This window comes from Roseibium sp. (assembly GCF_965233565.1).
Lineage (GTDB): Bacteria > Pseudomonadota > Alphaproteobacteria > Rhizobiales > Stappiaceae > Roseibium.
Genome location: NZ_OZ247494.1, coordinates 5,461,218 through 5,484,388 on the forward strand (window position 1 = coordinate 5,461,218; position 23,171 = coordinate 5,484,388).

The window sequence follows — 23,171 nt, forward strand, 5'->3', positions numbered from 1 at the left end:
GAGACCTCGGAGCTTAAGATGAGCAAGCCCCGCTTCCGCTGGCACATTGTCGTGTTTCTGGCACCAGCAGTCCTGGTCTACACGGCCGTGATGATCTTTCCGCTGTTCAACACCCTTCGGCTTGCGCTTTACAGCAAGATCGACCAGGAGCGCGTGTTTGTCGGCCTGCAGAATTTCTACACCCTGCTCGGGGATCCGATCTGGGCAGACCAGTTCTGGAATGCCCTTGGCAACAATTTCTGGTTCTTCCTGATCCATATGCTGGTCCAGAACCCGATCGGCATCGCACTTGCCGCGATCCTGAGCCATCCGCGTCTGCGTTTTGCGGCTTTCTATCGCTCGGCGATCTTCATTCCGACCATCCTCTCCTTTGTGATTGTCGGTTTTGCCTGGAAGCTGATCCTGTCGCCGATCTGGGGCATTGCCCCGTCCATGCTGGACGCGGTCGGGCTCAAGTCGCTGTTCGCCCCCTGGCTCGGCAAGGAAGAATACGCCCTGACCACGCTGTCGCTCATCTCCGTCTGGCAGTTTGTGGGCATCCCGATGATGCTGATCTATGCCGCGCTTCTGTCCATTCCCGAAGAGGTTCTGGAAGCGGGGGAAATCGATGGCATCACCGGCATGTCGGCCTTCTGGAAGATCAAGCTGCCGCTGATCCTGCCGTCGATCGGCATCATCTCGATCCTGACCTTTGTCGGCAACTTCAATGCCTTCGACCTGATCTACACCTCGCAAGGGGCATTGGCGGGACCGGATTTCTCGACCGATATTCTCGGCACCTTCATGTACCGAACCTTCTTCGGCTTCCAGCTGCAACTGGGGGATCCCTACATGGGATCGGCCATTGCCAGTGCCATGTTCGCGATCATCCTGGTGGGGGTCTGCATCTATCTCTTCGGCATCCAGACCCGGATGCGCAGATACCAGTTGTGACGGGGAGGGCAGGACATGCATAAGGCACGGACCAATCCGTTCAACACGGCCGCCATGCACGGCGCGCTGATCCTCTACACGCTGATCGCTCTGTTCCCGGTCTTCGTGATCCTGATCAACAGCTTCAAGACACGCAAGGCGATCTTCCGCGAGCCGCTGGCGCTACCGAATGCCGACAGTTTTTCGATGATCGGCTATCAGACGGTGATGAAACAGGGGGATTTCTTCCTCTATTTCCAGAACTCCATGATCGTCACCGTGGCGTCGCTGTTCTTCATCCTGCTGTTCGGGGCGATGGCCGCCTTTGCCATCAGCGAATACCGCTTCAAGGGCAACATGCTGATGGGCCTTTACCTGGCGCTCGGCATCATGATCCCGATTCGTATCGGCACGGTCGCCATCCTGGAAATGATGGTGGCAACGGGCCTGGTCAACACGCTGACGGCGCTGATCCTGGTCTACACGGCGCAAGGCTTGCCGCTCGCGGTGTTCATCCTGAGCGAATTCATGAGGCAGGTGTCGGAAGACCTGAAGAACGCCGGGCGTATCGACGGTCTGTCCGAATACACGATTTTCTTCCGTCTCGTGCTGCCGCTGGTTCGGCCGGCCATGGCGACGGTCGCCGTCTTCAACATGATCCCGATCTGGAACGATCTCTGGTTCCCGCTGATCCTGGCGCCCTCCGAGGAAACAAAGACGCTGACGCTTGGCAGCCAGGTCTTTATCGGCCAGTTCGTGACGGACTGGAACGCGGTTCTGTCAGCTCTGTCCATGGCGATCCTGCCGGTGCTGATCCTTTATGTGATCTTCTCCAGGCAGCTGATCCGCGGCATTACGTCCGGGGCGGTCAAATGACGAGGGTCCTTGTCGCAGGCCTCGGCAATATGGGACTGTCCCATGCGCTTGCCCATCACAGGCAGGACGCGGCCGAAATCGTCGGCCTCGTCAACCGCTCCGGCGTGGTCAAACACCCGGAGCTGGCAGGTTACCCGGTCTTCACCGACTTCCGGGAAGCCCTGGCAACGGCGCAGCCGGATCTGGTGGTGATTGCGACCTATTCAGATACGCATGCCGACTACGCTGTTGAAGCGATGGAGGCGGGGGCACATGTCTTTGTCGAAAAGCCATTGGCAACCACTGTTGCCGATGCGCAAAGAGTGGTGGCCTGCGCCAGGCAAACCGGACGCAAGCTGGTGGTTGGCTATATCCTGCGCCATCACCCCTCCTGGGTGCGCCTGATCGAGGAAGCGCGGAAGCTCGGCGGACCTTATGTCTTCCGCATGAACCTCAACCAGCAGAGTTCAGGCGCCGAGTGGGAGACCCACAAGGCATTGATGGAGACAACGGCACCGATCGTCGATTGCGGCGTGCATTATGTCGATGTCTGGTGCCAGATCACCGATGCGGAACCCGTCAAGGTGCATGGCATGGGGCTGCGCCTGTCCGACGAAATAGCCACCGACATGTACAATTACGGACAGTTTCAGGTGAGCTTCGATGACGGCTCCGTCGGCTGGTATGAAGCCGGCTGGGGCCCGATGATGTCCGAGACAGCCTTCTTCGTGAAAGACGTGGTTTCTCCGGCGGGGTCCGTCTCGATTGTCGAGGACGACAAGGGTGCCTCGTCGGATGTCGACGGTCACACCAGGGTCGGCGGCCTGCTGGTTCACCGGCCGGACGGCGACAATCGCATCGATCTGCCGGGGGAACCTGGCCACCAGGACCTTTGCGACGCGGAGCAGGCCTACATGCTGCGCGCCATCTCCGAAGACATCGATCTCACCCGGCACATGCAGGATGCCGTCAAGTCGCTGGCGATCTGCCTGGCGGCCGACGAGAGCATTCGCACCGGACAATCCGTTACCTTAAAGGAGCAAACGCCATGACGGCGCTGACCCTGACCAATGTCAACAAGTCCTTTGGCGCTGTTCATGTTCTGAAGGACATCAATCTGGATGTCGAAGACGGTGAGTTTGTCGTGTTTGTCGGCCCGTCTGGCTGCGGCAAGTCCACTTTGCTGCGGGTGATTGCCGGCCTGGAGGATGTCTCCTCCGGCGAGGTGCAGATTGGCGGAGAAGTGGTCAACACCACACCGCCATCCAAACGCGGCATCGCCATGGTGTTCCAGAGCTATGCGCTCTATCCGCATCTCAATGTGCGCAACAACATGACGCTGGCCCTGAAACAGGAGCGCCAGAGCAAGGAGATCATCGAACAGCGGGTGGCCGAGGCCACGCGCATGCTGAACCTGGAAGAGTATCTGGACCGCTATCCGTCCGAGCTCTCCGGCGGCCAGCGTCAGCGTGTCGCCATCGGCCGGGCCATCGTGCGGCACCCCAAACTGTTCCTGTTCGACGAACCGCTCTCCAACCTCGATGCAGCCTTGCGCATGAACACGCGCCTGGAAATCGCCAACCTGCATCAGCAGCTGAAGACCTCGATGATCTACGTCACCCATGACCAGTCGGAAGCCATGACGCTGGCCGACAAGATCGTGGTCCTGCGGGCAGGGCGGATCGAGCAGGTCGGCAGCCCGATGGAGCTTTACAACAACCCGGCCAACAAGTTCGTCGCCGGATTCCTCGGCTCCCCGGCCATGAATTTCCTGCCGGCAGGTCTGGTGAGCGAGGGCGACGATCGGACGCTGGGTGTGCGCCCGGAAGACCTCTTCCTGACCGATCAGGGCATTCTCAAGGCCTCTGTCCAGCATGTGGAGCAACTGGGCGGCGACACCAATGTGATCGCCCGGGTCAAGGACCACCAGATCACCGCCCGTCTTTTCGGTCAGCATGCCGTTGAACCGGGCAGCGAACTGAGCTTCGGTATCTCGGAGGGCAAGTCGTATTATTTCGACCAGGACGGGGCGCGGCTGAGCGCTTGAGTTTTTGTCTGTTCCCATTCTCTCGATCGTCCTTCCGGACAAGTGAGGCGCAGCAGAACGCTGATCCGGAACCCTGAGATCTTTGTGCTGAAGGCACACCGAATTGATTTCATATTACAGGTGAGTTCGCTGCGCTCACGCTGATGTCTGGGTTCCGGATCGGCGTGCAACTTCGTTGCACTTGTCCGGAATGACGGTTGAGAGATCGATCGCAAGAAGCAAAAGGCCCTCCCGGTCTCCCGGGAGGGCCTTTTCTGTTCTCACTCACGTCAAACTTTAGCTGATCTGAGTCAGCAGCTTGTCGAGGCTGGCTTTTGCATCGCCGTAATACATGCGCGTGTTCTCCTTGTAGAACAGCGGGTTCTCGATGCCGGAATAACCGGTGCCCTGACCGCGCTTGGAGACGAACACCTGCTTGGATTTCCAGACTTCCAGAACCGGCATGCCGGCAATCGGAGAGTTCGGGTCTTCCTGGGCCGCTGGATTGACGATGTCGTTGGAACCGATGACGATCGCGACATCCGTTTCCGGGAAGTCCTCGTTGATCTCGTCCATTTCCAGAACGATGTCATACGGCACCTTGGCTTCGGCCAGCAGCACGTTCATGTGGCCCGGCAACCGGCCGGCGACAGGGTGGATCGCAAAGCGCACTTCCTTGCCCTTGGCGCGCAGGCGCCGGGTCAGTTCAGCAACATTCTGCTGGGCCTGGGCCACCGCCATGCCGTAGCCCGGAACAATGATGACGCTGTCGGCATCTTCTAGCGCGGCGACGACGCCGTCGCTGTCGATGGCGATCTGTTCGCCTTCCACTTCCATGGCCGGCCCGGCCGTGTTGCCGAAACCGCCGAGAATGACGGAGATGAACGAGCGGTTCATCGCCTTGCACATGATGTAGGACAGGATCGCACCCGACGAACCGACCAGTGCGCCGACGACGATCAGGAGATCATTGCCGAGCGAGAAGCCGATGGCGGCCGCGGCCCAGCCCGAATAGGAGTTCAGCATCGACACCACGACCGGCATGTCGGCGCCGCCGATGCCCATGATCAGGTGGTAACCGATGAAGAAGGCCAAGAGGGTCATCAGGATCAGCGTCCAGATGCCGGCCCCGTTCAGGAACAAGAGCAGCAGGATCACGCTGAGCGCGGCGGCACCCGCATTCAGCATGTGTCCGCCTGGCAGCTTTTCAGCCTTTGACGTGACCTTGCCGGCCAGCTTGCCAAAGGCGATCACGGACCCGGTGAAGGTCACCGCACCGATGAAGACGCCGAGGAACACCTCGACCCGCAGGATCGACTGCTCGATCGGGGTCTTGTGCGCCAGGATGGCGGCAAAGCCTTCAAGCGCGTGCCGCTCTTCTTCGCTCATGCCGTTGACGCGGATGAGTTCGATATAGGCGTTGAAGCCGACAAAGACGGCCGCGAGACCGACCAGCGAGTGCATGGCCGCGACAAGCTGCGGCATCTCGGTCATCTGTACCTTCTGGGCGACGTAATAGCCGATGATGCCGCCGGCCGCGATCAGGATGATCGACAGGTACCAGAGGCCGGAGCCGGGTCCGATCAGGGTTGCGGCAACGGCCAGTGCCATGCCGACAATGCCGTACCAGACGGCGCGTTTTGCACTTTCCTCACCGGAGAGACCACCCAGCGAGAGAATGAAGAGAACAGCCGCAACAACGTAGACGGCAGTCGTGAAACCGAATTCCATCTCTCGGCCCCCCTTAGGATTTCTGGAACATGGCGAGCATGCGCCGGGTGACTAGGAAACCGCCGAAGATGTTGATTCCGGCCATGAAGATGCTGAGCGCCGCGAGCAGGATCACCAGGAAGGAGCCGGAGCCGATCTGCATCAGGGCACCGAGGATGATGATCGAGGAAATCGCGTTGGTGATCGCCATGAGAGGGGTGTGCAGCGAGTGGCTGACATTCCAGATCACCTGGAAGCCAACGAACACGGCCAGCACAAAGACGATGAAGTGCTGCATGAAGCTTGCCGGAGCGACGAGGCCGACCAGGAACATCAGGAGGCCACCGATGGCCAGCAGGGTGACCTGCTGTTTGGTCTGCGCCTTGAACGCGGCGACTTCCGCGGCGCGTTTTTCTTCCGGCGTCAGTTCCTTCGGCTTTTCCTTCGACTTTGCCGCGATGGCCTGCACCTTGGGCGGTGGGGGCGGGAAGGTGATCTCGCCCTTGTAGGTGACCGTGGCACCGCGGATAACGTCGTCTTCCATGTTGTGATTGAGCTGACCGTCCTTTTCGGGCGTCAGGTCAGTCATCATGTGACGGATGTTTGTGGCATAGAGCGTCGACGACTGGCTTGCCATGCGCGACGGGAAGTCGGTGTAGCCGATGATGGTGACGCCATTGTCGGTCACCACCTTCTTGTCCATTTCCGTGCCATCGACATTGCCGCCCTTTTCAGCCGCAAGGTCAACGATCACCGACCCCGGCTTCATGGCCTTCACCATGTCTTCCAGCCAGAGCTTCGGCGCTTCCCGGTTCGGGATCAGCGCGGTCGTGATGACGATGTCCATCTCCGGCGCCAGCTCGCGGAACTTGGCAAGCTGTGCTTCCCGGAACTCGGGCGAGGAGACGCTGGCATAGCCGCCGGATGCGGCGCCATCCTGCTGTTCTTCCTCAAAATCCAGGTACACGAATTCAGCGCCCATGGATTCGACCTGTTCGGCCACTTCCGGCCGGACGTCGAAGGCATAGGTGATGGCGCCAAGGGAGGTTGATGTGCCGATGGCGGCAAGGCCGGCAACACCGGCGCCGACGACGAGCACCTTGGCCGGCGGCACCTTGCCGGCTGCCGTGATCTGGCCCGTAAAGAAGCGGCCGAAATTGTTGCCAGCTTCAATGACTGCGCGATAACCGGCAATGTTGGCCATGGACGACAGGGCGTCCATTTTCTGGGCGCGGGAGATGCGCGGCACCATTTCCATGGCGATCACGTTGGCGCCGGCCGATTTCGCGGTCTCCATGCCGGTTTCGTTGCCACCCGGATTGAAGAAGGAGATAAGCGTCTTGCCTTCGGTCAGGTAGCCCAGTTCCTTGTCGTCCGGCTGGCGCACCTTGGTGACGATGTCGGCTTTTTTCCAGAGGCTTGGGGCCGTCTTGACGATCTCGACACCGGCGTCCTGATAGGCTTCGTCGGAAAACCCGGCTGCCTTGCCGGCTCCGCTCTGCACGATGCAGGCATATCCGAGTTTCTGGAGTTGCTTGGCGGACTCCGGGGTCATCGCCACGCGATTCTCGCCGGGGAATGTTTCCTTCGGCGTGCCGATTATCAGGGCTTCTGGCATTCGTCGCTCCCACAAGGTGATGAGGAATTGGCCTCAAACGGAGGGCAAGCGACAGGTCCGGTGAAACGAATTTCCCCCGCAGCGCCCGCTCCCCCGCAAACGTGTAGCGAATTTAGAGACGAAAAAAATACTTATGACAAGGTGTGTTTGCTCTTAATTTGCACGGTATTACCGCACTGCACCCTGAGAGCAGCCCGAAATAAATATCAGTGGCGGGGCGCAATTCGTGCGTCGGAATCTGAAGGGATTGGAGTTGCTGAGCCGGAATACTCGCAAACGCTCCGGAATTAGTAATTTTTACCCCCTGGGGGTAAATAGTTGGATCAAATGCCTAATTTTTAATCGTGTTAACATTTTGGGAGACGGGCGGCAAAGCGACCGCCCATCTCCGGCTAAAATTATTCTGCCGCGTTTTCCACGGCCGCCTTGGCATCCAGATCTGCGGCGTCATGACGCTCCGGAACCTGTTCGTGATCCTCGCCCCAGGTCTTGTTGACCTTGCGCCCGCGGATAACGGCCGGGCGGGCATCGATCTTTTCGGCCCAGGCAAGCAGGTTCTTGTATTCGTGGACCGACAGGAACTCGGCTGCATCATAGGCGCGGCCAAGCACCATGCCGCCATACCAGGGAAAGATCGCCATGTCGGCGATGGAATAGTCGTCACCGGCAATATAGGGGCGGTCTGCCAGAGCAGTGTCGAGCACATGCAGCTGGCGTTTCGTTTCCATGGCGAAGCGGTCGATCGGATATTCGAACTTCTCCGGCGCATAGGCATAGAAATGGCCGAAGCCACCGCCGAGATAGGGAGCCGAGCCCATCTGCCAGAACAGCCAGTTTAGCGTTTCCGTCCGCTTGGCCGGATCCTTGGGCAGGAACTCTCCGAATTTTTCGGCGAGGTAAAGAAGGATTGAACCGGATTCGAAGACGCGGGTGGGTGTTTCTGTGGTCCGGTCAACAAGCGCCGGGATCTTGGAATTCGGATTGGCACCGACAAAGCCGCTGGAGAACTGATCGCCTTCGCCGATCTTGATCAGCCAGGCGTCATAGTCGGCGTCCTTGTGCCCGAGCGCCAGCAGCTCTTCCAGCATGATCGTGACCTTGACGCCATTGGGCGTGGCCAGCGAATAGAGTTGCAGCGGATGTTTGCCGACCGGAAGATCCTTCTCGTGGGTCGCGCCGGAGACCGGGCGGTTGATGCTGGCCCACTGGCCTCCGCTGGGTTCTTCCCAGGTCCAGACTTTCGGCGGTGTGTAGGTTGGATCGCTCATGGGCGGGTCTCCGCAAGACTATTCATGGATCAGATGCATGGATGGAGTGCAGTCTAACCTGATCCATCGCAATCTTACGATCAAATAGGTTGGCAGAGAGCGTTTGTTAAGGGCATTCCTGCAATTTCTTCAGATTGCCGCGAATTATGCCAGCAAGGCCTCTTCGAAGGGGAACTCGGACAAAAGCTCAACCCCGGTCTCCGTGATAAGAACCTGCTGTTCCAGCTTGACGCCTTCCTTGCCGCCGTCTTCGCCGATGAAGCTTTCCACGCACAGTGTCATACCCGGCTCGATAGTGCCGTCATATCCCGCATCCGGAAAATCTCCGTGGTGATAGAGGTAGGGGTATTCGCCTGTCATGCCGCAGCCATGCGCTGAAAGATAGTAGCGGTGGGCATAGTATTTGTCCGGAATGTCCCAGGCCCGGTCGGCGTAGTCGCGGAAACTCATGCCGGGTTTCAGGATACCCATGTTGTGGTGCACCTGTTCATGGGCGACCTTGTAGAGCTCCTTCTGAAGATCCAGGGGCTGATCGGGGCCGGAATGGAAAGTGCGCGAGAAATCGGCATAGTAGCCGTGGCAGCCAACGACATCCGTGTCGAGCGCGATCAGTTCATTGGGCCCGATGACATTGTCTGAGGTCTCCTGGAACCAGGGATTGGTGCGGGCGCCGGCATTCAGCAGCCGGGTTTCGACATAATCCCCGTTCTGCTCGATGATGGACTTGTGCAGAACCGACCAGAGTTCGGCCTCGGTCAGTCCGGGGCGGATCGCGGCGCGCAGCTTGCCAACCCCGATTTCCGTGGCGCGCAACGAGGCGATGACGCATTTCATTTCCTCAGGCGACTTGATTGCCCGGGCCATTTCGACCGGCTGCTGGGCATCGACAACGTGGAGGCCTGCCTCTTTCAACGCGATCGCTGCGCCAGCGTTGAGACGTTCCACGCCGACCACTGGCCTGGCTTCGCCGGTCAGCTCCCGGATCGTGTCGGCCATCTCTGCGGCCCATGCGCGTTCCCGCGCTGCTACGTGAGGGCCGGCAGCAACGAAACTGGCGGTTCTGGAGGGGCGGACTTCATCGACCGTCTCAACGCCATCGCCGAGATGCAGGCAACCGGTAAACTCGAACAGGATCGCTCGGGTCTGTGTCATCAACAGGTAGCGTGACGGCGCGTTACGCATGGAGAAGACCTGCATGTTGCGTGTCCCGGTCGCGTAGCGGATGTTGACGGGATCGGACAGGATCACCGCATCAACCCCGTATGCGGCCATTTGCTGACGCACCCGCGTCTGCCTGTAGCCACGCACGGCAACGAGATCGATATCGTCATTGGCAGGAGCCCTGTCCAATTGCGCCAAGCCGTCAAGATCACTGCGCTCTGCATGCCAGTCCAGTTCAGCCATCTGAAAGTGCTCCATTGTCCTTTCAGGAATGATGACACGCCCATCAGATTTGGAAACAATTGAAAAAGTCCCGAATTGAGATAACTTTTTGGAATGTATGGTTTTCGGAAATCCTTGCCGCCACTCGACACGCTGGTCTTTTTTGAAGCGGCCATGCGGCATCAGAGTTTTACTGATGCGGCCGATGAGTTGTTTGTGACCCAGGCAGCGGTCAGCAAACGTATCCGGCGGCTGGAGGATTGGCTCGGCGTGGAGCTGTTCGAAAGGGCCGGGCGCCGCCTGGTGCCGACGGAAGCGGGCCTTTATCTCGCCGACAAGGCCGGCATGACGCTCGACTATCTCGATCAGGCGCTGCGCGCACTCAAGGTGCCCAGCCAGCCCGTTGTGCGGATCGCCTCCGTCACGGCATTGGCAGCGTTCTGGCTGCAGCCGAAGCTGAAGAAATTTGCGCTGTCGGATGAGGCGTGTCTGTTCAACCTGTCGACCGTGGACGATTTAGGCGACCTGCTGCGACCTGAGCATGATCTTGTCGTTCTCCATGGCGATGGCCGGTTTCCGGGATGGACATCCGAGTTGCTGTTTCAGGAAGTCGTGGTCCCGGTCGGCGCGCCCGACGTCATTGCGGCCATTCAGACGGTGGACGACGACGTGCCGACGCCGTTGCTTCATTACCCGCGCCTGGCGCCGAACTGGATTGACTGGCCGGGATGGATCCAGCGCAGCGGGCGCAGCGAGTTCCTGTCCTGGCCGAGGCACGATTGCACCAGCTACAACCAGTCCATCGGACGGGCGCTGAAAGGACAGGGGCTTGCTTTGGGGGGCTTGCCACTGTTGCACGAGGAGATTGCCGCGGGCGACCTTGTCCCGCTCAGTCAGGGTGAGCTTGCCACCGGCAAAGGCTATTTCATCGCCTGGCCGGAAAGCCGTCCGCTCAGCCCGGAGGCCGAGCGGATGAAAAAGGTCTTGTTGGGAAGCAGCTGAGGGTCAGTCCCGCACCACGTAAACCGACGCCTTGGAGTGCCGCACTACCCGGGCCGCGTTCGGCCCGAGCAGGTATTCGCTGAGATGAGGCTGATGTGCACCGATCACGATCAGGTCTGCCCCGGTTTTCTTGGCAACTTCCAGGATTTCTTCGTAGATCGAACCCGTGGTCACCAGATGGCGGATGTCCTTGTTGCGGTCTTCGCCCAGAACCCCCGAGACCTTGGAGATCAGTTTCTCCCGGGTCTGCTCGACCATCTGTCCCTGAAAGTTTTCCTCGAAATAGGAAGCGACCAGATTGATACCGGCGCTCGGCACAACGGTGATGACATCCAGCTGGGCATTGTCCAGCCGGGCCAGCTTGTCCGCCATTTGCAGAACCTTGGTGTCATGGTCCTGCTGAACGTCGACAGCGCACAATACGGACTTGATCATGCCGTTGCTCCTTCTTCGCGGGTGGCACGGCCGGCACGGGCGCGTTGCAGCATGTAGACCAGGGCGAGCATCAACAGGCCTGGAATGAAGATCAGCTCTTTGGGCAGCTGGTCTGCCTTCACCTGAGCCTGGGTGATGATCACCGGCTCATCGCCATAGAAGTCGAAATTGCCCAGCTGCTCGAAATAGGGTGTTCCCGGGAAAGGCTCTTCCAGTTTCAGGACACCGTCTTCATCCAGCGTGGTTAGGCCGAGCGCCGTCAGGCGGGCTTCACCGCCGGTTTCTTCCCCCGGATTGATCAGGATGCGGGTTTCAGCGTTGCTGCCCGTGTCGAAGTCAGGACCGCTGACGACCAGCCGGATCTCGGTGCCGGCGGGAACCTCGCCAACCGTCTGCACGAATTGCGCAGGCCCCACCGTTTCAAAGGGCGGCTGGATCTGGTTCATGAAGAAATCCGGACGGAACAGCACGAAGGAAATCAGCACCAGGGCGATGCTTTCGTAGATCCGGCTTTTGGTCACGAAATAGCCCATTGTGCCGGCAGTGAACACCAATATGGCGATCGTCGAGACAATGAAGACCAGTATGCCTTGCGTGAGCGTGACATCGATCAGGAGCAGGTCCGTGTTGAAGATGAACACGAAGGGCAGGGCAACTGTGCGCAGCGAATAGAAGAAGGCGGTAAAGCCCGTCTTGATCGCGTCGCCTCCCGACACCGCCGCCGCCGCGAATGACGCTAGCCCCACGGGTGGTGTCACATCCGCCATGATCCCGAAATAGAAGACAAACAGGTGCACGGCGATCAGCGGCACGATCAGGCCGGACTGCGCACCGAGTTCAACCACGACACCGGCCATCAGTGACGAAACGACGATGTAGTTGGCCGTTGTGGGCAGGCCCATGCCGAGCACCAGAGACAGGATGCCGACAAAGATCAGCATCAGGATCAGGTTGCCGCCGGACACGAACTCGACCAGGTCGGCCATGACCTGACCGATGCCGGTCAGGGTCACGGTGCCGACGATCACGCCGGCGGTCGCGGTGGCAAGACCGATGCCGATCATGTTGCGGGCACCGTCGATCATGCCATGCACGAGATCGTTGACCCCGGCCTTGAAGGCTTCGAAGGTTTCGCTTTCCCCGCGGAAGATCGCCTTGATCGGCCGCTGGGTCAAAAGGATCACGAAGAGAAGCGCCGTTGCCCAGAAAGCCGAAAGCCCGGGAGACTTCTGCTCGATCATCAGGAAGTAGACGAGAACGACAATCGGCAGCAGATAGTAGAGGCCAGTCTTGTAGATCTCGGAAATTTCCGGAAGCGTGATGTCCTTGGCGTTCGGATCGTCCGGATGCAGGTCGTCAGCCGTCGAGGCCAGTTTCAGAAGGCCGAGATAGGCGAGGAACACCAGAGCGGCGAGCACCCAGGAAGCGCCGTCCGGCACCAGGGCAACGATCCAGCCGATCGGGTACTGGATGCCGTAGCAGAGCACCGCGAAACCGGCAAAGAAGAAGAACATGCCGAGGACCGTGCGCAGCGTTGATACGGTTTTGTGGCCGATGGTCGGCATGTTCCGCTTCACCGCTTCAAGGTGCACGATATAAACCAGCGCGATGTAGGAGATCACGGCCGGCAGGAATGCGTGGGTGATGACGTCTACATAGGATATGCCGACATATTCAACCATCAGGAAGGCCGCTGCCCCCATGACCGGGGGCATGATCTGGCCGTTGACTGAAGACGCCACCTCAACGGAGCCGGCCTGTTCGGAGGAGAAGCCGACCCGTTTCATCAGCGGGATGGTGAAAGTACCGGTGGTGACCACGTTGGCGATGGAGGAACCGGAAATCAGGCCGGTCGCTGCAGAGCCGACGACGGCGGCCTTGGCCGGGCCGCCTTTCAGGTGACCGAGCGCACCGAAAGCCATCTTGATGAAGTAGTTGCCGGCGCCGGCCTTGTCGAGCAGGGCACCGAACAAGACGAACAGGAAGACGAATTTGGTCGAGACGCCAAGCGCGATACCGAAAACGCCTTCCGACGTGATCCACATGTGGCTCATGGCCTTTTGCAGGGACGCGCCTTTCCAGCGGATGACTTCAGGCACCCAGGGGGAAGAGCCGAAGAACACGTAGAGCAGGAAGACGGAGGCGACGATGGCCATGGCCGGACCGAGCGCGCGGCGCGCAGCTTCGAACAGGACAATGATGCCTGCGAGCGCAAACCACTTGTCGGTGTGATCGGCCAGACCGCCATTGTCGACGATCTTTTGGTAGAAGAAAAACCCGTAAAGCGCGATGAAGGCGCCAAAAAGCGCAAGGACCCAGTCCTGGATCGGAATGTGATGGCGGGGGCTGCTTTTCAGCGCCGGGTAGGCCATGAAGGCGAGGAACATCGCGAAAGCGAGGTGGAACTGCCGGCTGTTGTTGATCAGATCCGATGGCAGCACGTAGTAGACGATGGGGGAGGCGAGCAGGACCTGAAAGCAGGACCAGACCAGAGCGACCGTTGCGATCAAGAGGCCGACGCTACCGGCCGGATTTCTGGACCCGGAATCTGAGGCGGCTACGAGTTCCTGAAGTTCTTCTTCAGACAGGCCCTTGCGCTGATCCTGCGCGACAGGCTGGTTTTGGTCAGACATGAATTTCCCCCGGTTTCCGGCAGAGAAACAGCGCCGGTACTGTGCGGTTTTGCCCGGACGGCAGGTTCCGTCAGAACAGATTGTCTATGAAAAGAAGCGATCGAACCCAAGGAAGGTGGCAGGGTGGCCGCAGTAGAACGGGCCCGGAAATCATCCGGGCCCGCCAATTGAAAAAGCTTAGTTGATCCAGCCCTGTTCTTTGTAGTACTTCGCCGCACCCGGATGCAGCGGAGCGGACAGGCCGTCAGCGACCATCTCTTCCGGCTTCAGGTTGGCAAATGCCGGATGCAGCTTCTTGAAGGCATCGAAGTTTTCGAAGACGGACTTGACCAGCGTGTAGACGGTGTCGTCGGCAACTTTTGCAGAAGTGATGAAGGTTGCACCGACGCCGAAGGTGTTGGTGTCGCCGTCATTGCCGCGATACATGCCGCCCGGAATGGTGGCGGTGCGGTAGTAGCTGTTGTCGTTGACAAGCTTGTCGACAGCGTCGCCGCCAACATTCACCAGCACGCTGTCACAGGCCGTGGTGGCTTCCTGGATGGAGCCTGACGGGTGGCCGACGGTGTAGACCATGGCATCGATCTGGTTGTCGCAGAGTGCAGCGGACTGCTCGGCGGCCTTCAGCTCGGTTGCCTGGGTGAAGTCGTCGGTGGTCCAGCCCATGGCTTCCATCAGGACTTCCATGGTGCCGCGCTGACCGGAACCCGGGTTGCCGATGTTGACGCGCTTGCCCTTCAGGTCTTCGAAGTTCTTGATGCCGCTATCAGCACGGGCAACAACGGTGAACGGCTCCGGATGCACGGAGAACACGGCGCGCAGGTCTTCGAACTTGCCCTTGTCCTCGAACTTGGACGTACCGTTATAGGCGTGATACTGCCAGTCGGACTGGGCCACACCGAATTCCAGCTCGCCTTCGCGAACGGTGTTGATGTTGTAGACCGAGCCACCGGTGGATTCGACCGAGCAGCGGATGCCGTGGTCTTTACGGCCCTTGTTCACCAGGCGGCAGATCGCGCCACCTGTCGGATAGTAGACGCCCGTCACACCACCGGTACCGATGGTGATGAATTCCTCCGCGGAGGCTGCGCCGGTGAATGCGATGCTGGTCGCCAGAACGGCGCCTGCAAGGTTCAGTTTCATCATCATTTGACTAGGCTTCCCTCTTGTTAAAATTCTCTAGGTCTGGGGTGTCTCTTCCACCCTAGACATTTTCAAACTCGTCAAGCAAGCGGTTATGCTTGTCGACATTCTGGATCCGGGCTTCCGCTCCGGATCCGGCTCGCGCAACCAGCATGCCCGTGATTGTTTCTATGAGCACCAGCGTGGCTGCGTAAGACGAGAAAAAGTGTGGACTTTCAGTGCGTTGTATGAAGTGAAAGTCGGCGAATTGCAATCCCGGGAAGGCGTGGCTGTCAGTAAGCACAATGACTTTTGCACCACTTGCTGCCGCAACCTCAGCCGCCCGGACGGAGCGATGCGCATAGGGATGTTTGGACACGATGATCACGGTGTCAGCTGACGAAACGCCCGCAAGAGTGCTGCCAAGGGTTGCCCCGTTGCGCCCCGCTGTCACCCAGCGGTCGTCGAACCATTTCGCCAGATAGGCGAAATAGTCGGTAAAGCCGGCAGAGGCGAGCGCACCGATCAGGATGATCTTGCGTGACCTTTCCAGACACTCGACCGCGGCTTCCAGTTCCTGTGGGTCGATGTCTTCGACCAAAGCCTTGATGTTGTTCAGGCAGGCCTCCACCTGGCGCGGCAGCAACGGCTGATCCGCATCGGACTGGAGACGTCGGGCGCGGTCCTGAAACGTGTCCGTGTCGCGCCGGCTCAGTTCGGCGCGGGCCTGCTCCCGGAGAGCTTCGTAATCGGAATATCCAAGCGCGCGCGCCAGTCTCGTGTAGCTTGCCGGGGAAACGCCACTTGCCGAGGCAACGGCACGCAGGCTGCGCGTCGCGATTTCGACTTGATTTTCAGCGATATAATCAGCGGCAATGCGCAACGCGTCGCTGAGCTCGGCATAGTTGGCCGAGATCGCGGTCCGGAGCGGTTGCGACGACATGGTTTCCATCCGGTTACTGTTTCATTTGTTTTTTACATTGTCAATTTCTGAAACAAATGTTTCGCCGTCAAACAGATCGTAGGCAGCGGGTGGTCAGAAACCAGGGGTTCGGGCGCTCAATCGGACAGGCACAGATCAGCGAACAGATTTGCGGTGTCGCCTCGAGGAAAAACTTCCCCTGATAAAATTGCAATTATTAATAGAATCAAATAGCAAGATTCGCGCTTAGGTTTTAATTACGTTACAATGCACTGGGGGCATTACGCTTTTTCCTATGGGGAATAGGGAAGGAGGGACACATGTCTAAGAGTACTCTCACCTGTCTGGCAACGGCTCTGATTGCAGCCTGGGGTGCCGGGCCTGTTTTTGCTGGGGACTATCTTCAGGTCGAGCCGGGCGTGGATCTTTATTACGAAGACCACGGGACCGGCCTGCCAATCGTTCTGGTGCCAGGCTGGACCTTCACAACCGAGGTCTTCGAACACCAGATCGAGGCCTTCGCAAAGACACATCGCGTCATCACCTTCGATCCGCGCAGTCATGGCCGGTCGACGGTCACGATGGAAGGCAACAACTACGTCACGCAAGGGGCGGATCTCGCGAAGCTGCTCGATCATCTGGGTGTCGAAAAACCTGTCCTTGTCGGATGGTCCTTCGGCTGCCTGGCGACCTGGGAATTCGTGAAGACCCGGTCGACCGACGCGGCCTCGGCCCATATGTGCATTGATCTGTCGCCGACACCCATGACCGGCCAGGAGGGCGACTGGACCGAGGGTAGCATTGCCGACATTTCGGGTCTCTACGATGGTGTGCAGTCTGCAAAAGGCCACCGGGACGTCGTTCACTGGTATGCAGACGAGGTCATGATCGAGCAGGATTACACGCCTGAACTGGCCCGCTGGATCGAAGACCAGTCGACCCAGTCACCGCCCTGGGTGGCGGCGGCCTACTGGGCGGCGGGTAATTTCAGCAATTATCTCGTCACTGCCAAGGAGATCGATGCCAAATTGCCGTCGTCCTTTGTGGTTGCTGAGCATTGGGCCGATAAGGCCAAGCCGTATCTGGCCAAGCACACGCCCAACAGCGATGTGCACGTCTTTGGCGGGCACATGATGTTCTGGGAATATCCGGACCGGTTCAACCGGATCCTGGCCGGGTTTGTCTCGCAGATCGAGTAGCTCTCTTGAGTGCTGGCACTGGCACCTACAAGGCCGCCAGTGCCGGATCATGACTTGAGTGCCATGGCCGTCAATCCGCATAACGGTTGCGACGAGCCACGGCATCAAGTCAGTCGGATTCGCCTGTCAGGTTGCCGCCAGCGTGAAGATCGAAAACAGATCGTCCTTGTCCGCATCCATGGCCGACACTTTCCAGCCGCCAAGCTGGGCGATCTCCCCAAAGGCGTCCTCGCTGTATTTATGCGAGTTTTCCGTATGGATCGTTTCGCCCCTGCGAAAGGCAATCTCGTTGCCTGCAACGAGGACGGTCTGATCGGATCGGCTTTCCAGATGCATTTCGATGCGGCTTTCCAGGTCGTTCCAGATTGCCCTATGGACAAAAGACGCGAGATCGAAAGTGGCCTCAAGTTCACGATTGATCCGCTGAAGCAGGTTCTGGTTGAAGGCCGCCGTGACACCGGCCGGATCGTCATAGGCTTCCAGAAGAACCGTTTCTGCTTTCGGCCGGTCGACCCCGATCAACAGGTCCGCCGCGGGCATGGCCTCCCGGATCTGACGCAGAAGCCGAACCGCGCCCGCCTTTTCAAAGTTGCCGATCGTGGAGCCGGGGAAAAACACCAGAACTGGCAGCTCGGGCAATAGGGGCAGCTTGCCGAAGGGCTGGGTGAAGTCGGCTGCCACCGGAATGACGGCAACCGAAGGGTGGGCACGCCGGACCCGTTCAGCCGCGGCTTTCAGATGGTTCGCGGAAATGTCGATCGGCATATAGACAGACAGGTCCTGAAAGGCCGTCAGCAGAATGTCGGTCTTGCGGCTGGAGCCGCTGCCGAGTTCTACCAGTGCGCCCCGTGCTCCGGGGAGGCGGAGGTAGTCGGCGGCATTGTCTTCCAGGATCGAGACTTCCGTTCGGGTCGGGTAATAGGCGTCGAGCTCGGTAATGGCCTCGAAGAGATGTGAGCCGACATCGTCGTAAAGCCACTTGCTGCTGATCGTCTTCCGCTCGGCCGTCAGCCCGGAGAGGATGTCATCGCGAAAAATTTTCAAATGGTCGTCATCGAGAGAAACATGTTTGGTCATTTGTCTGCTGCCAATCTCAGGCCCAGCATCTGCCAGCGCTGGTGCGGATAAAAGAAGGTGCGGTAGGAGGCGCGCATCTGGCGGGTCGGGGTCGCGCAGGAGCCGCCGCGCAGCACCATCTGGTTGACCATGAACTTGCCGTTATATTCTCCGATTGCGCCGTCCGGCGGGGTGAAGCCGGGATAGGGAGAGAACGCACTTGAGGTCCACTGCCAGACATCGCCCCATAGGCCGGGGGCACCGGAAAGAGGCATCAAGGCGCCATTCTCCAGAAAATTGCCGGCAATCCGGGTCGGGGCTGCGGCTGCCTCCCATTCGGCTTCGGTCGGCAGCCGGTATCCGGCCCACCGGGCAAAGGCATCCGCCTCATAAAAGCTGACATGCACCACGGGGGCGGCCAGATCCACCGGCCGGGGCCCCTGGAGCGTGTAACTCCACCAGACGCCGTCCTGTCGCCACCAGTATAAGGGGGCGGTCCAGCGGTTCTTCTCCCTGACAGCCCAGCCTTCCATGAGCCAGAGCGGCTGGGCGTCGTACCCACCATCCTCCATGAAGGCGATCCACTCGCCATTCGTGACCGGCCGGTCTGAAAGGCGATAGGGCTCCAGCCAGACCTTGTGCCGCGGGCCTTCACAGTCATAGGCAAATCCGTCGCCATCATGGCCGATGGTCAGAAGGCCGCCGTCATGATCGCTCCAGCCGGTCTCCTGGACGGGATGAACGGGCACCGGCCGGCTGTCGATATAGGTGGGCAGCAAAGGATTGTAGGAGAAGGCATGCAGGAGATCGGTCACCAGCAGCTCCTGGTGCTGCATTTCGTGATGACAGCCGAGGGTGACAAGCTCTTCCAGTCTCTCATGATCCAGGGCGAAGGCCCCGCGCGCCAGCCCGTCCAGCAGTGCATCTTCAACGTGTCTGCGATAGGCCATCACGTCGGCAACGGCCGGCCGTGACAGAAGACCGCGTTTTGAGCGTGTGTGACGCGGACCGGCCTGGACGTAATAGGAGTTGAAGAGGACCGCGAAACGTTCGTCGGTCGGCTCATAGCCGGGCAGGGACGGTTTCAGGATAAATTCTTCAAAGAACCACGTTGTGTGCGCCAGATGCCACTTGGGTGGGCTGGCATCTTCCATGGATTGCAGTCCCATGTCCTCATCCGACAGGGGCGCGGTGAGTTTCATCGTCTGTTTTCGGGTCTGATCGAACAAGTCCGCTACAGACAGGCCCGTTGACGGTTCAGACCGCCCGTCCACCAACGTCATATCAAGTCCTCCACAAGGAGCCGGCCGTTCGCCCAAAGCCGGTTTCTGCAGTGCCGCCAAGCGCTCTCAAGGTAGGCATGCCGCCAAGGTTTCCAATGAAGGGAATTGCACCGGTGCGGTGCAGAAATGCGCCGCGCACGCCAGGAATTTCTGTTTGTTGATAAAAATAAACAAACTTTTGTTTTTTAGGATTTTCGTTCGTCAAAATAGAAATTACCCAAGTTGTTGATTTTACGAGAAATTGGAAGTTTGCCTGCTGCAACGACCGGCAAAGACGGTTCGGACCTTAGCTTCCGCCTCCTGACAAGGGCCTGTCAGGAATCCTTTCGCTCCCTCTTCACATTGGCGTGAAGCCTGAAGCGGTGCTGCGCTTTCGCAAGAACACGCCTTTGGGAAGAGAGAAAGTCTGGGCTTTCGGGCACACAGTAGAACAGGGCAGAGGCCCGGATTGACATTCTGGGACGATTGTCCTAATCCCCTATTAGGGCAATTGTCCTAATGAAACTGGTTCCTGTTTCAAACCGCAGTCCGGGAGAGTGGTATGGCTGAAAGCACCCGCCAGCAGATCGTCGATGCGGCGGATGACCTGTTCTATGGACAGGGCTTCGCGCAAACCTCCTTTGCGGACATTGCGGCGGCGGTAAAGATCTCGCGCGGCAATTTCTATTACCACTTCAAGACCAAGGACGAGATCCTGGACGCCGTCATCGACAAGAGGCTGGCAGACCGGGAAGCCCTGCTTGCCAAATGGGACGAAACAGCTGCGGGGCCCGTGGATCGCATCGCCTGTTTTGTGAAGATCGTCATCGTCAACCAGAGCAGGATCATGGCCTTCGGCTGTCCGGTCGGCACCCTGACGACGGAGCTGTTCAAGCTCGGGCACCCGTCTGCGGGCAAGGCAAACCGGATCATGGCGCTGTTCCGCGACTGGCTTGTGCGGCAGTTCGAGGCGCTGGGCTGCGGCGACAGATCCACCGACCAGGCGCTGCATGTTCTCGGCTGGAGCCAAGGTGTCGCCACCCTGTCTCAGGCCTTCAAGGACGAAGCTCATGTCGAGCGCGAAGTGCGCCGGATTCTCGCCTGGCTCGATGATGTCGCCGGTTCGCCAAGTGCGGTGCAATGAACACGCCCTGCGTAATTTTCAAATGACAAGGAGAGACCAATGTTTGTCGTGACTTTGACTTTTTCGGACAACAGGGACCGGGCCGCCGAACTGATGGCAGGGCACAGGGACTGGATCCAGCGGGGCTTCGACCAGGGACTGTTTCTTATGGTGGGCAGCCTTCAGCCAAACCGGGGCGGTGCCATCATCGCGCACGGCACCGACCGGGACGCACTTGAGGCTTTTGTTGGTGAAGACCCTTTTGTTGTTGAGCGTGTCGTGTCGGCAGACATTCTGGAAATCACACCGGCGCGCCTGGATGAGAGGATGGCATTTCTGGCGGCCTGACAATTGAAGCTGTTCACGAGGACCGGCACCCGGTTGCCAGGCCGGGTGTTTGATGGCAGAGCAATATCTTGGGCTTGGGCGGGCGACAAACAATCGACACAGAGCGGCGCCATCAAGCCGGAACCAGCTCTGGGAGGACGCCAATGCTCGACATCAAGGGATCTCTGCCCGCCCTCGTGACCCCCTTCAGGGACGGTGAGGTTGATTATAACGCCTTGGAGCGTCTGATCGAATGGCACATCGCCCAGGGCAGCGACGGACTTGTGGCCGTTGGCACAACCGGTGAAAGCCCAACGGTTTCCAAAAGCGAGCACAAGGAAGTCATAAGTAGGGTGGTGGATCTGGTCGCCGGACGTGTGCCCGTGATTGCCGGAACCGGTTCCAACGCAACGGCCCAGTCGCTGGACATGCTCCAGCATGCCGAGGCGGTCGGGGCAGACGCTGCTCTTGTGGTGACCCCTTATTACAACAAGCCGAACCAGGCCGGTCTGCTCAGCCACTACAAGGTGTTGCATGACAGCAGCAACCTGCCGATCATTCTCTACAATATTCCGGGCCGCTGCGTGATCGATATTCTGCCGGAAACCATGGCGGAGATGGCGCGCTGGCCGCGCATCATCGGTGTCAAGGACGCGACCGGCAGCATGGAACGGGTCAGCAAGCAGCGTGCGCTGTGCGGCCGCGATTTTCTGCAGCTGAGCGCAGAAGATGCCGCGGCCCTTGGTTTCAACGCCCATGGCGGGCGAGGCTGCATCTCGGTGACGGCCAATGTTGCACCGCGCCTGTGTGCAGAATTTCAGGCTGCTTCGCTTTCTGAAGATCTGGATCTGGCGCGGGACCACCAGGACCGCCTGCTGCCGCTGCATTCGGCGCTCTTCCTGGAACCGCCTGCAGCTTGCGCCAAATACGCCCTGTCTCGTCTTGGCCTTTGCCGTGAAGACGTTCGGCTTCCGCTCGCACCGGTCACGGAGGAAACAAGCCAGGCGCTCGACAAGGCAATGGCGCATGCCGGCCTGATCTAAGCTGTCTTCGGCTGGAAGCTCTGTCCACTTTCAAGCGACCAACATCGCCTGGCTGAACACTGTCCGGCGGCGTGCATTTTGCAGTGCAGATCCACCTTGTCTGTGGAAAGCGAGGTCATTTCCACGGCGTGCCCGCGGAGAATTTGAAGCCCTTCGCTTCTGCACGCGGTGTGGCGCGTAGGCCCCGGCTTCAGCCGGGGAGGCACCGGCGATGGGAAAAGCCCCGAAAGACAGCCGAACGGTTGGTGCAGTGGGGATTCTGCGCACTCGTCTGCAAAAAGAGCTGCAAGCACGTAATTCACCCGCTCAGTCCATCGAAAGTCCGCGGCCAATGTCTTTCGTTGCCTCAACGGAAGTATTTTTGTGGCGATCGTTACACCTTGACTGCGCATGTTTGTTCGCAGTCCTGGAGTGATTGTGCAGAAAACTGCACAGTTCCATATTTTAACACTTTTTCCTCGGGTGGAATTTCTTAAGTAAAGTCAATTACCTAAGGGAATGTCACGGAGTTGGCACACCCGTTGCAATATTCTCTGCATCGGCGCTGACCAGAACACGGCGCCCCGGAATTCAAAACCAAGAAAACGACGATCACTGAAACACACAAGCAAACTGGAGATCTGAAAATGTCCAACATCGCTTACATCACCATCAAAGGCGCAACCCAGGGCGACATGACGTCCGACGCAACCACCGCCGACAGCATCGGCAACCTGTGGCAGGAAGGCCATGAAGGCGAATCCCTCGTCTATGCCTTCGAACAGAACGCCATCGTGCCCCGTGACCCGCAGTCCGGTTCGATCATCGCCACCCGCCGCCACATGCCGACCACCTTCATGAAGCCGGTCGACAAGGCCACGCCGCTCCTGTGGCAGGCCCTGGCCACGGGCGAAAGCCTGGAAATCGAAGTCCAGTTCTGGCGCACATCCACGTCAGGCGTTCAGGAGCATTACTTCACGATCAAGTTCGAGGACGCGGTTCTGGTGGAAGGCAAGACGATCCTGCCGGACGTCAATGACGAAGCCAACGCGTCCCGCGGCGACACCGACAAGTGGTCCTTCACCTACCGCAAGGCTGACTGGACCCACGAAAAGGCCGGTACCAGCGCTTCCGACGACTACCGCGCACCGGTTACCTAAGACGAAAACGCCTCCGGGCTGCGACCTGCAACGCAGCCCACTCGGCCAGCCGGGATGCCCCTCCCGCCGGCTTAAACCGCCCGGTTCAGCGACCGGGCGGTTTTTTCGTCCATGGCGCTGCTTCGGTCGGGAGCAGGTG

21 protein-coding genes are annotated in these 23,171 nt (G+C 59.3%); 10 read left to right on the forward strand and 11 right to left on the reverse strand.

Going from position 1 to position 23,171, the window contains the following annotated elements; translation table 11 throughout:
* The first annotated feature begins 18 nt into the window (after positions 1-18).
* From ACO6TG_RS24900 to ACO6TG_RS24915, 4 genes are read left to right on the forward strand one after another with little or no spacing between them, the layout of a single operon-like run.
* Positions 19-933 carry a carbohydrate ABC transporter permease gene (locus ACO6TG_RS24900; RefSeq protein WP_094070044.1) on the forward strand — a complete coding sequence of 305 codons (915 nt, stop codon included), beginning with the start codon at positions 19-21 and terminating at the stop codon, positions 931-933.
* A gap of 15 nt (positions 934-948) precedes the next feature.
* A complete protein-coding gene (locus ACO6TG_RS24905) occupies positions 949-1,788 on the forward strand; it encodes a carbohydrate ABC transporter permease (RefSeq protein WP_094070045.1) in 840 nt (279 codons plus the stop codon).
* A complete protein-coding gene (locus tag ACO6TG_RS24910; protein WP_422375664.1) occupies positions 1,785-2,819 on the forward strand; it encodes a Gfo/Idh/MocA family protein in 1,035 nt (344 codons plus the stop codon). Before ACO6TG_RS24905 ends, ACO6TG_RS24910 begins: the two co-directional genes overlap by 4 nt.
* Positions 2,816-3,814, forward strand: a complete 999-nt coding sequence (locus tag ACO6TG_RS24915; RefSeq protein ID WP_422375665.1) for an ABC transporter ATP-binding protein — start codon at positions 2,816-2,818, stop codon at positions 3,812-3,814. The genes ACO6TG_RS24910 and ACO6TG_RS24915 overlap by 4 nt, the downstream gene beginning before the upstream one ends.
* A gap of 276 nt (positions 3,815-4,090) precedes the next feature.
* Here the strand turns inward: ACO6TG_RS24915 and ACO6TG_RS24920 are convergent, their stop codons facing one another.
* The 4 genes from ACO6TG_RS24920 to ACO6TG_RS24935 all read right to left on the reverse strand — a co-directional run bounded on the left by ACO6TG_RS24920 (position 4,091) and on the right by ACO6TG_RS24935 (position 9,793).
* A complete protein-coding gene (locus tag ACO6TG_RS24920; RefSeq protein WP_422375666.1) occupies positions 4,091-5,524 on the reverse strand; it encodes an NAD(P)(+) transhydrogenase (Re/Si-specific) subunit beta in 1,434 nt (477 codons plus the stop codon).
* 13 nt (positions 5,525-5,537) lie between these two features.
* Positions 5,538-7,109 (reverse strand): Re/Si-specific NAD(P)(+) transhydrogenase subunit alpha, encoded by a 1,572-nt coding sequence (locus ACO6TG_RS24925; RefSeq protein WP_422378949.1) that lies wholly within the window; start codon positions 7,107-7,109, stop codon positions 5,538-5,540.
* A gap of 410 nt (positions 7,110-7,519) precedes the next feature.
* Complete coding sequence (gene yghU, locus ACO6TG_RS24930) at positions 7,520-8,389, reverse strand: glutathione-dependent disulfide-bond oxidoreductase (protein ID WP_422375667.1); 870 nt, start codon at positions 8,387-8,389, stop codon at positions 7,520-7,522.
* 144 nt (positions 8,390-8,533) lie between these two features.
* On the reverse strand, positions 8,534-9,793 hold the full coding sequence (locus tag ACO6TG_RS24935) for a M24 family metallopeptidase (RefSeq protein WP_422375668.1): 1,260 nt from the start codon (positions 9,791-9,793) through the stop codon (positions 8,534-8,536).
* A gap of 93 nt (positions 9,794-9,886) precedes the next feature.
* Between ACO6TG_RS24935 and ACO6TG_RS24940 the strand changes: the two genes are divergently transcribed.
* Positions 9,887-10,774, forward strand: a complete 888-nt coding sequence (locus ACO6TG_RS24940; RefSeq protein ID WP_422375669.1) for a LysR family transcriptional regulator — start codon at positions 9,887-9,889, stop codon at positions 10,772-10,774.
* A 3-nt stretch (positions 10,775-10,777) separates the two neighbouring features.
* On the opposite strand, the gene ACO6TG_RS24945 is transcribed toward ACO6TG_RS24940, so the two are convergent.
* From ACO6TG_RS24945 to ACO6TG_RS24960, 4 genes are all read right to left on the reverse strand, one after another.
* Entirely contained in the window at positions 10,778-11,209 is a 432-nt protein-coding gene (locus ACO6TG_RS24945; protein ID WP_422375670.1) for a universal stress protein, read from the reverse strand.
* Positions 11,206-13,842 carry a TRAP transporter permease gene (locus ACO6TG_RS24950; protein WP_422375671.1) on the reverse strand — a complete coding sequence of 879 codons (2,637 nt, stop codon included), beginning with the start codon at positions 13,840-13,842 and terminating at the stop codon, positions 11,206-11,208. Before ACO6TG_RS24950 ends, ACO6TG_RS24945 begins: the two co-directional genes overlap by 4 nt.
* Before the next feature lie 177 nt (positions 13,843-14,019).
* Positions 14,020-14,988, reverse strand: coding sequence for a TAXI family TRAP transporter solute-binding subunit (locus ACO6TG_RS24955; RefSeq protein WP_422375672.1), 969 nt, complete (start codon positions 14,986-14,988; stop codon positions 14,020-14,022).
* A gap of 55 nt (positions 14,989-15,043) precedes the next feature.
* Positions 15,044-15,904, reverse strand: coding sequence for a MurR/RpiR family transcriptional regulator (locus tag ACO6TG_RS24960; protein WP_422375673.1), 861 nt, complete (start codon positions 15,902-15,904; stop codon positions 15,044-15,046).
* A gap of 299 nt (positions 15,905-16,203) precedes the next feature.
* Between ACO6TG_RS24960 and ACO6TG_RS24965 the strand changes: the two genes are divergently transcribed.
* On the forward strand, positions 16,204-17,082 hold the full coding sequence (locus ACO6TG_RS24965; protein WP_422375674.1) for an alpha/beta fold hydrolase: 879 nt from the start codon (positions 16,204-16,206) through the stop codon (positions 17,080-17,082).
* Between the two features lie 126 nt (positions 17,083-17,208).
* Here ACO6TG_RS24965 and egtD read toward each other — a convergent pair whose 3' ends face one another.
* From egtD to ACO6TG_RS24980, 3 genes are read right to left on the reverse strand one after another with little or no spacing between them, the layout of a single operon-like run.
* The gene (gene egtD, locus ACO6TG_RS24970; protein WP_422375675.1) at positions 17,209-18,159 is read right to left on the reverse strand and encodes an L-histidine N(alpha)-methyltransferase; all 951 of its coding nucleotides are present in this window, start codon (positions 18,157-18,159) and stop codon (positions 17,209-17,211) included.
* Positions 18,156-19,421, reverse strand: coding sequence for an ergothioneine biosynthesis protein EgtB (egtB, locus tag ACO6TG_RS24975; RefSeq protein WP_422375676.1), 1,266 nt, complete (start codon positions 19,419-19,421; stop codon positions 18,156-18,158). Before egtB ends, egtD begins: the two co-directional genes overlap by 4 nt.
* A 1-nt stretch (position 19,422) precedes the next feature.
* Complete coding sequence (locus ACO6TG_RS24980) at positions 19,423-19,626, reverse strand: hypothetical protein (protein WP_422375677.1); 204 nt, start codon at positions 19,624-19,626, stop codon at positions 19,423-19,425.
* A gap of 336 nt (positions 19,627-19,962) precedes the next feature.
* Here ACO6TG_RS24980 and ACO6TG_RS24985 point away from each other — a divergent pair, with 336 nt between their 5' ends.
* The 4 genes from ACO6TG_RS24985 (at position 19,963) to ACO6TG_RS25000 (ending at position 23,032) form a co-directional block, all read left to right on the forward strand.
* Positions 19,963-20,544, forward strand: coding sequence for a TetR/AcrR family transcriptional regulator (locus ACO6TG_RS24985; RefSeq protein WP_422375678.1), 582 nt, complete (start codon positions 19,963-19,965; stop codon positions 20,542-20,544).
* A 39-nt stretch (positions 20,545-20,583) separates the two neighbouring features.
* Positions 20,584-20,871, forward strand: a complete 288-nt coding sequence (locus ACO6TG_RS24990) for a YciI family protein (RefSeq protein WP_422375679.1) — start codon at positions 20,584-20,586, stop codon at positions 20,869-20,871.
* A gap of 143 nt (positions 20,872-21,014) precedes the next feature.
* Complete coding sequence (dapA, locus tag ACO6TG_RS24995; protein ID WP_422375680.1) at positions 21,015-21,893, forward strand: 4-hydroxy-tetrahydrodipicolinate synthase; 879 nt, start codon at positions 21,015-21,017, stop codon at positions 21,891-21,893.
* Positions 21,894-22,519: 626 nt separating this feature from the next.
* On the forward strand, positions 22,520-23,032 hold the full coding sequence (locus tag ACO6TG_RS25000) for an Hcp family type VI secretion system effector (protein WP_094070062.1): 513 nt from the start codon (positions 22,520-22,522) through the stop codon (positions 23,030-23,032).
* The last annotated feature ends 139 nt before the right edge of the window (positions 23,033-23,171 follow it).

Bases quoted from the DNA above. Each gene is read 5' to 3' on its own strand.
- ACO6TG_RS24900 (WP_094070044.1), top strand. From the start codon at position 19: ATGAGCAAGCCCCGCTTCCGCTGGCACATTGTCGTGTTTCTGGCACCA.
- ACO6TG_RS24905 (WP_094070045.1), top strand. From the start codon at position 949: ATGCATAAGGCACGGACCAATCCGTTCAACACGGCCGCCATGCACGGC.
- ACO6TG_RS24910 (WP_422375664.1), top strand. From the start codon at position 1,785: ATGACGAGGGTCCTTGTCGCAGGCCTCGGCAATATGGGACTGTCCCAT.
- ACO6TG_RS24915 (WP_422375665.1), top strand. From the start codon at position 2,816: ATGACGGCGCTGACCCTGACCAATGTCAACAAGTCCTTTGGCGCTGTT.
- ACO6TG_RS24920 (WP_422375666.1), bottom strand. From the start codon at position 5,524: ATGGAATTCGGTTTCACGACTGCCGTCTACGTTGTTGCGGCTGTTCTC.
- yghU (WP_422375667.1), bottom strand. From the start codon at position 8,389: ATGAGCGATCCAACCTACACACCGCCGAAAGTCTGGACCTGGGAAGAA.
- ACO6TG_RS24935 (WP_422375668.1), bottom strand. From the start codon at position 9,793: ATGGCTGAACTGGACTGGCATGCAGAGCGCAGTGATCTTGACGGCTTG.
- ACO6TG_RS24940 (WP_422375669.1), top strand. From the start codon at position 9,887: ATGTATGGTTTTCGGAAATCCTTGCCGCCACTCGACACGCTGGTCTTT.
- ACO6TG_RS24945 (WP_422375670.1), bottom strand. From the start codon at position 11,209: ATGATCAAGTCCGTATTGTGCGCTGTCGACGTTCAGCAGGACCATGAC.
- ACO6TG_RS24950 (WP_422375671.1), bottom strand. From the start codon at position 13,842: ATGTCTGACCAAAACCAGCCTGTCGCGCAGGATCAGCGCAAGGGCCTG.
- ACO6TG_RS24955 (WP_422375672.1), bottom strand. From the start codon at position 14,988: ATGATGATGAAACTGAACCTTGCAGGCGCCGTTCTGGCGACCAGCATC.
- ACO6TG_RS24960 (WP_422375673.1), bottom strand. From the start codon at position 15,904: ATGTCGTCGCAACCGCTCCGGACCGCGATCTCGGCCAACTATGCCGAG.
- ACO6TG_RS24965 (WP_422375674.1), top strand. From the start codon at position 16,204: ATGTCTAAGAGTACTCTCACCTGTCTGGCAACGGCTCTGATTGCAGCC.
- egtD (WP_422375675.1), bottom strand. From the start codon at position 18,159: ATGACCAAACATGTTTCTCTCGATGACGACCATTTGAAAATTTTTCGC.
- egtB (WP_422375676.1), bottom strand. From the start codon at position 19,421: ATGACGTTGGTGGACGGGCGGTCTGAACCGTCAACGGGCCTGTCTGTA.
- ACO6TG_RS24985 (WP_422375678.1), top strand. From the start codon at position 19,963: ATGGCTGAAAGCACCCGCCAGCAGATCGTCGATGCGGCGGATGACCTG.
- ACO6TG_RS24990 (WP_422375679.1), top strand. From the start codon at position 20,584: ATGTTTGTCGTGACTTTGACTTTTTCGGACAACAGGGACCGGGCCGCC.
- dapA (WP_422375680.1), top strand. From the start codon at position 21,015: ATGCTCGACATCAAGGGATCTCTGCCCGCCCTCGTGACCCCCTTCAGG.
- ACO6TG_RS25000 (WP_094070062.1), top strand. From the start codon at position 22,520: ATGTCCAACATCGCTTACATCACCATCAAAGGCGCAACCCAGGGCGAC.